Raw genomic sequence first — 13244 nt, forward strand, 5'->3', positions numbered from 1 at the left:
GCCCTACTCTTGACCAAAATCCTGAATTTTTGAACCATTACCACCGAAAACCTCGCACTTTTTCCAGATCTAAAATTGCTCAAACCAATATCAGTCAATAAGCGCGATATTTAATCAGCAAACCCTATTTAATTTATCGTTATCGAAATTAAAGTTTTGTCATTCTTTTATTAAATTTAAACTCGCTTTGTAAGCATTCAGCCATCAGCTATCAGCTATCAGATATTACTTTTATCACTCACTAAAAGCAATATTTAATTAAGCTAGAAAAATCAGGCTAATAGCTGAATGCTTACCTCGCTTCTAGCTAATTTATATCTGATTTTTCATCCTCATGATAAGGATAGGAAAGTTCTCTTTGAATTCTCCGGATGTTAGATTTATTCTCTCTAGATGCCGACAATATAAGTACCAATAATAATATAGATGAACTAACAAAAATAATTCCTATGATACCTATCAAGAAATGAGGATACTGTAGCATTTTCAGCGACATTTGTTCTGGGTTATTCAGAAAATTATTAATCTGGTCTACTTTTTGACTAGCTACTAATTCACTCGGAGCAGAAAAAGCATCTTGTATTGAAATTTCATCGTACTCAGTCAAAAGAAATACTCTATATCCGCTTTTTTTTATGACTTATTCGCTCTTTTTTAACACCTTGAAGCATTCCCGCTGGAATTACAGTAATACGTTTTCCACGCAAGCAAAAATGAGTAACTTCACAAGCAATTTTTTGTTTTAATTCCAGGCGATTACATTTTAGGATTATTAATTCGGCACCAAATATAAAACTAATTCCTACTACAAAGAGTACAATAATACTTAGGGCTTGCTGATTAAATATCACGCGCATTGACTGATATTGGTTTTAGCATTTTTAGGCTCTAAAAAAGTACATCTGTTTCAGTTTAAAACACTCAAAAAGTTAGTATTTTAGGTGCATAGTTGAGCAGAAAAATCATTCTTACAATTCTTACCCCTACCTCCTCGCTCATTCCTATTTGTCCTGTCTCCTGTCTCCTGTATCCTGTCTCCTATCCTCGCCCATAAGACTTTTTCAGCAAACCCTACTTATAGCTTCAGAAATCTTTTTAAGAATATTATTTTTTTTTTGACATTGCTGATCGTAAGTAAATATTTAGTAGACTTCTTTCAAATCATACAAAAATTTATTGCTTGATGAGGTATATAGTTCTAGGTTTTTGAGTAATAAGGAATATTCTCTTTTTTTATCCCCTTAAAAGGAAAGGCTTTAGACGACAATTTTTCGGTAAATTTTCTAGTATTATCTTTTTCTATATGGACTCTATATGGATTTAATATCCTAGCGTCTACATAGTGTCTATAATTGGTTGGGGTTAATCCAATGGAGTGGTAACTTTTTAGTATCCCCATCCATTTTTTCCTTCTTCCTTCTTCCTCCTTTCTTTTTCCTTCTTCAAGACATTGAAAAATAAAATCCTCAATCCCATAGCTCAAATTTTTATATTAGGTTTAATTTTCGGAATTTCTTATACTCAAGACTCTTTATATACCTCAAATCAACATACTAAATTTTTGCAAGGATTAGCTAAAGCTGGTTCTGGTTATTTAAACCAAGATTGGCTAGCTAATACACTCGATCCTCTACCTGCTTTTACTTTTTTAGTTCAAGTTACTTATACTTACTTCCACGAAAGCTTTTTCTACTTTTATTACATCCTAATTTTTGGCATCTATGTTTATAGTATGCTTGGCATTGCCTCAGTAATTTTTAAAATTAATACTTCCCGACTAAAACTACTAATTTATTTTCTCCTCCTCCTGATTATCCACTGTCTAAAAATCAGAATATTTGACTTTAAAACTCATGTACATCTCCACTATGGTTTAGCCGAACAATATATTCTCGGTGACTATTTTCAACCCTGTACATTTGGAGTCTTAATTATCTTTTCTATCTATGTCTTTCTCAGAAAAAAACCTTTTTTAGCAGTCTTAGTTTTAGGAATAGCTGCAACCTTTCATCCCACATATCTTCCCAGTGCAGCTTTACTAACTTTAGCTTATCTGATTCTCACTTATAAAAATGAAAATAATCTCAAAAAATCATTATTAATAGGTGTCATTTCATTTATATTCGTATTACCAGTAGTCAGTTATATGACTATTACTTTTAGACCCACATCTCCAGAGCTTTTTCAAATTTCTGAAAGCTTACTTGTAAATCGAATTCCCCATCATTCCTTCCCCGATATTTGGTTAACTGAACCTGCCGCCCCAATTCAAATATTAGTAGTAGCGATCGCTCTCTATCTCCTGCGCAAAACTAGATTATTTTTTATCTTATTTTTTCCCTTTGCCACAGCAACTATTCTGACAATAATTCAAATAATTTCTGTCAGTAATACTTTAGCGTTTCTTACTCCTTGGCGAGTCTCCGCTTTTTTAGTTCCGATTTCTACTTGTATGATAAGTGCCTATATTGTGGCGGTTATTTTTGATAGATATTATCCTCAAATTATGAAATACAAAAAACCACTTGAAATTGGCAGTTTAGTAGGAATATATCTTTTCATATTGTCAGGAGTGGGAATACAACTAGAAAAGCTAACTATTAATCAAAAAGATACGCCAATTATTATGGAATATATCAAAGAAAATAAACAGACGGGAGATATATATTTAGTTCCTTACGCTTCTGGGAAATTCGTTGATTTTAGAATTGCTACAGGTGCGCCAATTTTAATTAATCTTAAATCTCATCCCTACAAAGATACAGAAGTTATTGAATGGCACAATAGATTATTAATGGCACAACAATTTTATGATAATTCTGCCATAGCTAAATGTCAGGCTTTGGAAAATTTAATTGATAAATATCAGATAACTCATATAATTATTGAAAATGATGATTCTCTTCAATGTTCAGGAGTAGAAAGAACTTACATAGATAATTTATATAAGATGTATAAAATTATTGAAAAATAGCTACTGTTGAAAAAATTGGCTTCTCTTATTCTTTGATATAAACAGTTACCATTGACAAAATAGTCTCTGTTTGATCAAGTTCAAAAAAATTACTAATATCATGTCCGGTTGAACAGTTATAAATAAATAACGACTTAGGAGTTAGGAGTCAGGAGCCAGGAGTCAGGAAGGAAGAAAGAAGAAGGAAAAAAGAATAACTGGAGTTGAAGGAGAAAGTTTTTTATCACTAATTATCCGGACATGATATAACAAAAAATGCTGAAAAATCTCTAATTAATCTAGGGAAAGCAAAAAAAATAATTACAGCATATTCCAAGTATATGAAATACAGACATTAACGAAAAAAATTTCCCAGTGCGGGCATCTTGTCCGCTATAGACGTACCTCAAGCCTGATATAATTTGCTGTATTTCAAGACAAAAAATAGAATAAATAGGCTTTGCGTATGGAAAGTCTTTTTGCTGGGGTAGGAGACAGGAGACAACCCACCCCTCGCCCCTCCCAGGAGGGGAAGACAGGATACAGGAGAAATAGGAATGAGCGAAGAGGTAGGAGTAAGAATTTTCAATAATTGATAATTGATAATTGATAATTGATAATTACCTCTCCCTAAAAGGAAGAGGATTGAATAAAAGGAAAAAATTTCTTTTTTTCCCTTTGAAAGGGGAGGCTTTAAACCTGAATTATTGAATTATTGAATTATTGAATTATTAATTCTTCGGTAAGAACGATTTTTCTGCTCAACTATGCACCTAAAATACTAACTTTTTGAGCGTGAAGAGCTGAAAACCAAGGTATTTCAGACCCAAAAAAGCTAAAGTATTTATATGTCAATGCTTTTAGATTTAATCAGCAAGCCCTAAATAAAGCATAATTAATAAATTATCAAAAATCATCGCAACCAAACTTATATTGCGTGTTTAATTTGAAGTTTGAGTTATGAAAAAACAAATTTTCAAGAACACTATTGCAGATCAAACTTTGTTGAAAGTCTCTAAAATTGATGGTAAGCATTCAGCCGTCAGCACTTCAGCGTTCAGCTATTGCTTTTAGTGTAACCGCTCAATAATCCGGGGTAAATATGTAATTGACTTGCCTCAAATGACGTAAAATCGTTCCTAAACTGGTAGTCCGCCCCCATTTATTGAGCGGATACCTTTTAGTTTTAGATAAAAGCTTTAGTAATTGAGGCAGAATTTACACTTACTACCAAAGTCGGCTAAAACAGTCTATATTCATTTAAACCCTTTCATGAGAGCTGATAGCTGACAGCGAGCTAGCTGAATGCTTACAATTGATGAGGTTTAAATTCCCCATAAAATTGAACCTAAAACCTACCACCTAAAACCTACCACCTAAAACCTTATTTAATGTTCTATAAAAAACCTTATTTTACTTGGCTAAAAATATTTATTGCCATTACCTTAATCTTAGGAATATGTTTCAGATTCATCAATATTGACCGCAAAGTTTACTGGTACGATGAAACAATTACATCCTTAAGAATTGCTGGTTATACTAGAGACGAATTAGAAGATATAACCGATGAAGCTGGCATAATTAATGGGGAATTTTTCCAGCAGTATCAAGGCACTAACCCTAAGAAAAATGTCATTAATACTATCAACTCTTTAGCAACAGAAAACCCCGAACATTTGCCGATTTATTTTGTACTACTTAGATGGTGGGTAAAATTATTTGGTCATTCTGTAGCAGTAACCAGAAGTTTCTCAGCTTTGACTAGCTTATTAGTATTTCCTTGTATTTATTTGTTATGCCGAGAATTGTTTAATCAACCATTAGTTGGAGAAATAGCGATCGCTCTGACGGCAGTTTCTCCAATTTCAGTATTATATGCTCAAGAAGCACGGGTTTATAGTTTATTTACAGTAGCGATTTTATTATCAAGTATTGCCTTAGTTCGGGCAATGAAAATTTCCACTAAGCGTAACTGGCAAATTTACACAGTAAGTTTAATCTTTGCCTTATATACTCATCTTTTTTCTATATTAGTAGCCTTGGGTTATGGATTATATATACTTTTAATCGAAAAACTAAAATTAACCAAAAAATTAAAATCTTATCTCCTAGCATCTGTTTCTGGATTTATAATTTTTTTACCATGGCTAATAGCAATAATTGAGCATTTCGATGGCACAAAATGGGTATCTCGAACAGCACCTTTATTAACCTTGTTGAAAAGATGGTTTATTAATATAGGTTTTACTTTTCTAGATATTCAGATTGGCTCTTCAGAAAGATTATTTGATGTCAAAAATATTGTTTTTGATAATGATGCTTTATTAAGTCTAAATACAATTTGGCCGTATCTATTATTGATAACTTTAGTCTTGGTAATATACTCGATTTATTTTATCTGTCGGAATGCACCTAAATCAGTAAATCTGTTCATCTTAACCTTAATATTAGTCACTCCCATAACCTTGATAATTCCCGATTTAATCTCTGGCGGACAACGTTCAACTATTCCTCGTTATTTCATCCCCAGTTACTTAGGAATTTCAATATCTGTTGCTTATCTTTTAGCTACTAATTTAACCAACTTTAGTAACCAAATTAAATATAAATTTTGGCAAATAGTAACAGTTACTCTAATTTCTGTAGGAGTAATATCTTGTGGAATTAGTTCCCAAGCAGACACTTGGTGGCATAAATATAGTAGTTATTATGACCCCCAAGTAGCAAAAATAATTAACCAAACAAACAACCCACTTGTAATTAGTAATCATTCCCTTAGATTAGCTTCTCTGAGTTATTTACTTAATCCTCAAGTTAAATTTCAATTTGTTGAAGTGGGTGATGTACCAGAAATTCCTGATGGTTTTAGTCATGTGTTTATATTTCGCCCAGAATGGAGTTTAATTTCAGGATTAGAAACACAAGAAAACTCTTCACTAGAATTAGTTCATAATAGTGGAGAACTCTGGATTTTGACATACTCCCGACGCTACCCTACGGGAGAGCGCGGGATTCTTCAGTCAGATAAAAACTGACCGCAGTTTTAACAGAAGTGATGTCCTCCTCCTGTGTTGACAACAATCCTATTTTTTGTATTAGGAGTGCTGAGTTATAGTCTCTGTCTAGTTCCTGTCCACATTTAGAACATGAATGCCAGCGTTCTGATAAACTTTTAGAGACTTTATTCAGACATTCCCAGCAATGTTGAGATGTACCTTTGGGGTCTACTTTGATAATTCTTTTGCCAAGTTTCCAGGCTACATACTCCCAAACCTGAACAAACTGACCAAATGCTGCATCCTGTAAAGACTTATTTAACCCTGACTTAGCTGATTGGCCGTTAGGTAAAAACTGACCATTATCGCCTAACTTGGCCTTACAACGTCGGACTAAATTAGCTATTTGCAGGTCTTCTAAAAATATCACCTGACAATCACTAAACAAATGATAAGCTAATTTGAATTGCCAGTCCAATCTTTGCCTAGCTATTAGTTGGTGCAGTTTCGCTATCTTTCGTTTGAGTATTTTCCAAGGTTTTGAGTGCTTGGATTTCTTAGCCAATCTCATCTGAAGTTTAGACAAACGATGTTCCGAGAGTCTGAAAAACTTAGGAACTTCTATAAACTCCCCATCAGACGTAACCGCATAGTATATTAATCCCAGGTCTATACCCTTTGAGTTTTGTTCGGTGGGTTGAATTTCTACAACCTCTACAGGTACTGTTTTGTCTTCGATTGTGAAACTGATATACAATCCATCAACTTCTCGAATTACTGTACCCGTCTTAACCTTGAAACCTTTTGGTATTCGACGATTGTACACAAAGGGGACTAAACCAATTTTTGGTAAGTTGATACAAAAACGACCGTTAGCATTTTTGACTATATTGGTATTTGATAACTCAGGAAATCTTTCAAGTGCTTTGTGACATTCTCCTACATCAAATCAAAGATTATGATGTAGGCATCCCTTCCTCACGGATAGGGCTTTCTGTTTTGCTGTCGCAACGCTGCGCGAACACAGGGAGTGCAACCACTTAACCCTCACCAGACAGAGATGATGAGACCCACCACCTTTTTGTACTCAACAATTCTGTACTCCAGAAAGTTCCCTCAAGAGTTTTACCTTTTCACGAGTTGACGCTTAACTTCAGCAATTGAACCCCATAATCGCTATTTGTTTTAATGGTTCTCTTAGGTGCGTATTACCGCTACTCCTAAGATAATCTAAGTAACACAAAAAAGCACAAAATGCAAGAAATAAGCGGACGCTACGCGGTTTATTTGTTGGTCGGCAATTCCCCTCCCGTTAACATTTGTATAACGGGAGACCCCTTGCCGACATCAAAGTTGGAATTTGAGCTATTTACTACCACAAAACTTTTTCTTTCTACATAGTCCAGCTAATGCAGATACTCCTGCAAAAGTCCAGAAAGATGTTAAAGGTTCTGGAACGCGACCACGAACTCCTTTACCAACCTCAATCAGATCGAATCGAGCATCAATTTCTGGCGGGCCATCAATCTCCAACTTAATTGCGCCAACATTAGTGAAATCTGCCGTGCCACTAAAATCATCAAAGAGGAAAGCTGAAGTTGTCGGAGTTGTGATAGAGCTGGCAAAGGTACGTGAAAGAGTTGAAACATTGTTAGCAAGGTCATAGATAGTAAATTCCAACTCTAAACCAGGAAGGTCAGCTGAGATGATTTCTACCAATATACGATCTAGAGGCCAAACACCACTATTAGTTAGGTCTATTCCTCCCAAACCCGTAGTATCTACTACTGTGGGATCGTCATCTCCATCCCAAACTATCATTCCAGACCCATTAGTACTTACATTATTGCTAAAAGTAAGCGTTCCATTTTCTGCTTTGATACGAGTGTCCAGAAAATCATCAGCATCTCCCATAGCTTCCATATCCCTAAACCCACCAATAATAGAACCATTTGGTCCCACTTGGCTACTACTAGGTATATTTATAGGTATGGCGGGCAGAAATCCAACATCCTGATCTACGCTAAAATCGTCGATAACAATTGGAGCTGCTTGAGCACTCCCTGCTCCCAACATAGCTGTGGCTGTCAATAAGCTAAAAATATATTTTTGATGTGTCTTCATAGAAATTATCCTCCCAAATAACTTTGACTGCAGATTTACAAATTTAATAGAAAAGTTGATTAGTTTGAGCTATAGCTTATAGTTCTCAGTGCTTAATGGGTTGTTAAGCACAAGCTTGAACTAGAAGTGATTAGTAACGGATTTAATACGAAGTTGCACGGAATAAACTTAATCAAGGTACTGCTTTTAGCAGTTCTTAGATAAATACAACTTCATAACAACTCTGTATAAGTGCTTATTACAAATCATAGCTCTAAGTATAATAGTAAAGTCATCAGCTAATTCAACTAAAAATTACTATCTTCACGAAATCTTCATATATTTAATTTGAGTAAATATATTAGTTTTTTTAATATTTAATAATGTGTTATATCGAACAATAAAATTTTGATTATCATGCTAATAATTTTTTTGTTCAAGAAAGGTTAAATGATTATTTAGGGCAGGGAAGAAGAGAAGATTGAAGCTTACTCAATTAGTTGAAAGCTTGCCTTACTCTAAGTAAGAAATAGTATATTAAGAAAGCTAGAGTGCTTAATATTTGCTTGGTTATAGCTGTCAAATCAGCATAATTATTCATACACAAGACTCTCTAGAATTTTAGATTTAATATCTGAATTGTTTAGAGCTGCAAAATTATTGATTAGCAAAATAATATTGATTTCTATGTAATTATTCACAGAAGTAAAACCGTGTAATCACATAAATACGTCCATTATATAAATAAAACTTATAGCGCTTTTACATAGATATGAGGTGTTTGTCTTCATAGAATCTTTACAAAGATTGCTACTACTCTATAGGAGAAAAACATTTCTCTGTCTTACCATCATCAGTCATTATCCTAACTATCCCGTTATTTACTATATAAGTAAAAACCGTGTAATTACATAAATACATTAATTTCATAAATTTTACTTATATAATTCATTTGAGATATATTTAGGTATCTCCAGAAAAGAGGGAGTAGGGACATTCCATGCAATATCCCTACGCAGAAAGAATTGATGTAAGCATTCAGCTATCAGCATTCAGCATTTCCTACGGAATGCTGCGCAAACAGATGCATGAACATATTCAAGAAATTACTAAGGTTAGCTGAAGGCATTTTTTTTATAAGTTTTAATTCTCCTTGGAGATTAATTCCTCTTTTAAGCTGATAATGAGCTAATAACTCATAGCTGATAGCTGATCGCTGATAGCTGACGGCTGAATGCTTACGAATTGATATATATAGTGCAATAATTGATTTGATTTTTGACAATTAGATATCACGTAAGCATTCAGCTATTAGCTGTCAGCTATCAGCAACAAGACTCTCTTCTTAAGGACAGTGTTTAAATTAACAACTGACTTTAAGGGTAGAGGAGCCAACTTTTGTAGTAAGACAATTAATAAAGCCTTTTATCCTAAATTAAAAGCAATAGCTGATAGCTGATGGCTGACGGCTGAATCCTTACGATATAACTATTTTTTTTGTAACTATCTATGGACTATGAAAAAATTAATTTGCATAAGTTTTTAACTCCACAGACTCCAGTCAGATTTTGGTTTTATTTAAGTCTGGGTTTAGCAGCAATTTGTGGAATTTTAGGAATTATTCCTGCTTTTAGTCGTGAGTATATAGTGCAGGATGATGCTCGCTCTCACGTTTTTTGGATGACAAGATTTATCAATCCCGAACTTTTTCCCAAGGATATTATTGCTGACTATTTTCAATCTGTTGCTCCCACGGGATATACCTATTTTTATCAATTATTTTCCCTCATCGGCATTCCACCTTTACTATTAAATAAATTTCTGCCGATTATATTAGGATTAATCACAACTACCTATTGTTTTAGAGTAGAAATAGAAATATTCCCAGTGCCACTTGCCGGGTTTCTCAGCACATTATTTTTGAATCAAAATCTCTGGCTGAAAGATGACTTAATCTCCGCTACCCCCAGAGCATTTTTCTATCCTTTATTTTTGGCATTTTTATACTATTTCATCAGACATTCTTGGTTAGGAATTGCAGTGGCGATCGCTCTGCTCGGATTATTTTATCCCCAAGGAGTTTTACTCTGTCTTGCTTTCTTAATCTTGGATTTTCTCCACTTCCGTAGTCGCCCAAAATTTATCATTTTAGCTATTGGTTTAACCACAGGTTTTTTCGTACTTTTACCCTATGCTTTAAATACTTCCGAATATAGTCCGATTATTACATTAGCTGAAGCTCAAAAATTACCAGAATTCTGGCCTGGGGGTAGAGCTTCCTTCTTTTCAAATAATAGTTTTGACTTTTGGTTAACAGGCGATCGCTCAGGCATTATCCCCCCAGAATGGTTATCTCAATCTTTCCTACCTCCTCAAGTTTGGGCAGGATTATTGCTTATTTTCTTAAGCTCAAGATATTTTCCCCTAGCCAAAAAAATCACTCATAAAATCATCCTTTTACCAGAATTATTATTAGCATCAACCGGAATATTTTTAGCTGCTCACTTTTTACTATTTCGGTTACATCATCCCAGTCGTTACAGTCAACATAGTCTCAGAATAATCATGGCTTTAGCTGGTGGGATAGCCTTCACTTTGATAATTGATTTTGTCTGGCAAAAATTTCGTCTACTCAACCAGTCCTCCAAAACAAAACCAGTATTCAAGAATTTAGAATTAAGAATTAAGAATTTAGAATTACCTCTTCTGATAAATAAGAGGATTAGATCAAAGGATTTTTTTTCTTCTCTTAGTCGATCGGATATGGCTAAGTCTCCTCGCCATCCTCCGACCGCTTTTTTCTCCATAAATGGAGAGGCTTTAAACTTTAATTATTCGGTAATAATTAAAACTATAACTATATATATAGTGTTAATTCTCCTTCTTTTATATCCAGCTTTAACTAACAACTTTCCTGTGACTAATTATGTTGTGGGAAAAGTACCTCAACTTTATGAATATTTAGCCCAACAACCTTCAGATATTCGGGTTGCTTCTTTAGCATTAGAAGCTAATAATATTCCTACTTTTGCTCAACGTTCAATATTAGTAGGTTCAGAATATGCTTTACCTTATCATCAGGGATATTATCGGGAAATAAAACAACGAGCTAAGGATTTAATCCAAGCACAATATAGTCCTGATTTAAAACAGGTACAAAATTTTATTGAAAAATACGGAATTGATTTTTGGTTGTTAGATTCTCAGGCGTTTACTTTAGAATATGTGACGAAAAATCATCGCCTTAGACAATTAAATAATACTGCTGCTACTACAGTTAAGATGCAGATGGAAAATGGTGTAATTCCCAGTTTGTTAAATGTTCAGAAAAGTTGTCAAGTTTTAGATATTCAAGACTTAGTTTTATTAGAAGCAAAATGTATTTTAGGTCTTAAATAGGGTTTGCTGAAAAAGTCTTTTGGTAGGGGGTAGAATCCAGAATCCAGAATCCAGAATCCAGAATCCAGAATTCAGGAGGAATGGGAATTATAGAAGAAGTAGTCAGAAGAATCGTCCCTTGATTTTCTATACCTCGAAATGCCGAAAATCTTAGATTTTTGAACCATTACCCCCTAAAAGCTGGTACTCCCTTAGTACCTGAAAAGGGTAAAACCTTTACCTGTCAAGACTTTGATATTTAATCAGCAAGCCCTAACTAACCAGTTACAAAATCCTAAAAGCGTAAGCATTCAGCCGTCAGCCATCAGCCAGCCTCCTATCGGAGGAACTGCGGAGGAGGCTAGCTGACTGCTAATAGCTGTTTGCGCAGCATTCCGCAGGAAATGCTTACCTAAAAGCTTTACCAATCAATACTTTTGAATTTTGACTTTTGAATTTTGACTTTTAACTTTTGACTTCCGCGTAGCGGCCCTATTTATCTGGATTAACTGCTGAAAATAAAGCAGAATAATCTACATCTGACAAACCTAATTCAATAGTTTTCTCCAAAACTTTACGCACTCCTTCTTGAATACTCACATCAAGTCCTGCTGATTCTGCTGCATTAATAAATATGTTAGTATCCTTCAATAAATGTTTAGCTGGAAAATTAGGATTTGCATAATTTCTATCTAACATTCGTTGTAATTTTTTATCAAATGTTGGAGCATATAAAGCGCTATCCCGAACAATTTGCATAAACAAATCTACATCTATCCCTTCCCGAACTATCAATCCTAAACTCAAAGCAAAAGCAGTTGTTAAAGAACCAATTAATTGATTCATTGCCAACTTAATTGCAGCACCACTACCTACCGCGCCAATATGTAATGGTTCAGGACTAAATATCTTTAATAAACCACACCATTTTTCATATTGTTCTGATGAAGCTCCTACCATAACAATTAAACTACCAGATTTCACTTGAGGAATACTGCCTAAAACAGGAGCTTCTAAATATTCACCACCACAAGCTACAACTTCATCTCTAATTTCTTTACTTTCAGTAGGGGAAATAGTTCCCATTTGAATTACTGTTCGACCCGATAATTCCGCTTTTGAACTATCAGATAAAAGTACATTTTTAATAGCTTCAGTATTAGTCAACATCAAAATTAAACATTCAGAATTTTGAATAGCTTCTACCGGAGAATTAGTAATTTTAGCCCCTGCTTTTTGTAAAGGTTCTAATTTTGATTGAGTCCGATTATAAGCAGTTACAATATGATTAGCTTCTAACAGTTTTTGAGCCATTGGCAGACCCATTAAACCCGTTCCTAAAAACCCAATTTTCATTAGTTATTTCCTCTATAATTTAATATTTTATTACCATATTTTTTGATATTTGTCAAAAAATGATAGCATTGAACAAACTAATTTAAAGCAATGATTCCTAGAAAAATTGTGCTAAATTTGCTAAAAAAATGCTATGATAATACGAACATTTGTCTGAACTGGAAAGGCTAAAACCTTGAGTTGGTGGATGAGTAATTTGCAATTTGTAGGTAATCCTAAATAACCTACTTTTATAGTAAATTAGTCTAATAATATTACTCTGTATTATTTTACCGAAAAATTGGGTTTAAAGCCTCGCCCTTGTAGGGCGACTTTTTATTTGAGCATGCAAGTGAATTGGATATATGCTAAACTGTTATTAGTTGCCGGGGGGCACGCCTCCTCCGGAGGAGCTGCGAATTGCGGAAACTCGTGCGCGGACGTGGAGGGAAGCATCAGACTACCGCCAAGGAAGCAGC

At 34.3% G+C, this 13244-nt stretch carries 9 protein-coding genes; 3 read left to right on the forward strand and 6 right to left on the reverse strand.

All coding sequences use genetic code 11. From position 1 onward, the window contains the following. Positions 1-307 precede the first annotated feature (307 nt). The 3 genes from F6K54_RS27865 to F6K54_RS27875 all read right to left on the reverse strand — a co-directional run bounded on the left by F6K54_RS27865 (position 308) and on the right by F6K54_RS27875 (position 1483). The gene (locus tag F6K54_RS27865; RefSeq protein WP_293084925.1) at positions 308-607 is read right to left on the reverse strand and encodes a hypothetical protein; all 300 of its coding nucleotides are present in this window, start codon (positions 605-607) and stop codon (positions 308-310) included. A gap of 10 nt (positions 608-617) precedes the next feature. Beyond that, positions 618-857, reverse strand: coding sequence for a hypothetical protein (locus F6K54_RS27870; protein WP_293084927.1), 240 nt, complete (start codon positions 855-857; stop codon positions 618-620). Positions 858-1198: 341 nt separating this feature from the next. Continuing rightward, positions 1199-1483, reverse strand: coding sequence for a hypothetical protein (locus F6K54_RS27875; RefSeq protein WP_293084930.1), 285 nt, complete (start codon positions 1481-1483; stop codon positions 1199-1201). Here F6K54_RS27875 and F6K54_RS27880 point away from each other — a divergent pair. Both F6K54_RS27880 and F6K54_RS27885 read left to right on the forward strand, forming a co-directional pair. Next, positions 1451-2974, forward strand: a complete 1524-nt coding sequence (locus tag F6K54_RS27880; RefSeq protein WP_293084932.1) for a DUF6798 domain-containing protein — start codon at positions 1451-1453, stop codon at positions 2972-2974. The two genes, F6K54_RS27875 and F6K54_RS27880, sit on opposite strands and share 33 nt — an antisense overlap. A gap of 1370 nt (positions 2975-4344) precedes the next feature. Continuing rightward, positions 4345-5988 (forward strand): glycosyltransferase family 39 protein, encoded by a 1644-nt coding sequence (locus F6K54_RS27885; protein WP_293084935.1) that lies wholly within the window; start codon positions 4345-4347, stop codon positions 5986-5988. Here the strand turns inward: F6K54_RS27885 and F6K54_RS27890 are convergent. Both F6K54_RS27890 and F6K54_RS27895 read right to left on the reverse strand, forming a co-directional pair. Beyond that, a complete protein-coding gene (locus F6K54_RS27890) occupies positions 5948-6838 on the reverse strand; it encodes a transposase (protein ID WP_366558252.1) in 891 nt (296 codons plus the stop codon). The two genes, F6K54_RS27885 and F6K54_RS27890, sit on opposite strands and share 41 nt — an antisense overlap. A gap of 476 nt (positions 6839-7314) precedes the next feature. Continuing rightward, the gene (locus F6K54_RS27895; protein ID WP_293084937.1) at positions 7315-8073 is read right to left on the reverse strand and encodes a hypothetical protein; all 759 of its coding nucleotides are present in this window, start codon (positions 8071-8073) and stop codon (positions 7315-7317) included. 1488 nt (positions 8074-9561) lie between these two features. Here F6K54_RS27895 and F6K54_RS27900 point away from each other — a divergent pair. Next, on the forward strand, positions 9562-11451 hold the full coding sequence (locus F6K54_RS27900) for a hypothetical protein (protein ID WP_293084939.1): 1890 nt from the start codon (positions 9562-9564) through the stop codon (positions 11449-11451). A 471-nt stretch (positions 11452-11922) separates the two neighbouring features. On the opposite strand, the gene F6K54_RS27905 is transcribed toward F6K54_RS27900, so the two are convergent. Further along, positions 11923-12786, reverse strand: coding sequence for an NAD(P)-dependent oxidoreductase (locus F6K54_RS27905; RefSeq protein ID WP_293084942.1), 864 nt, complete (start codon positions 12784-12786; stop codon positions 11923-11925). Positions 12787-13244 lie beyond the last annotated feature (458 nt).

Origin of the sequence: Okeania sp. SIO3B5 (genome assembly GCF_010692555.1) — a bacterium.
Taxonomy (GTDB): Bacteria; Cyanobacteriota; Cyanobacteriia; order Cyanobacteriales; family Microcoleaceae; genus Okeania.

Coding starts and splice junctions, on each gene's coding strand:
- F6K54_RS27870 (WP_293084927.1), bottom strand. CDS start 857: ATGCGCGTGATATTTAATCAGCAAGCCCTAAGTATTATTGTACTCTTT.
- F6K54_RS27885 (WP_293084935.1), top strand. CDS start 4,345: ATGTTCTATAAAAAACCTTATTTTACTTGGCTAAAAATATTTATTGCC.
- F6K54_RS27900 (WP_293084939.1), top strand. CDS start 9,562: ATGGACTATGAAAAAATTAATTTGCATAAGTTTTTAACTCCACAGACT.
- F6K54_RS27905 (WP_293084942.1), bottom strand. CDS start 12,786: ATGAAAATTGGGTTTTTAGGAACGGGTTTAATGGGTCTGCCAATGGCT.
- F6K54_RS27895 (WP_293084937.1), bottom strand. CDS start 8,073: ATGAAGACACATCAAAAATATATTTTTAGCTTATTGACAGCCACAGCT.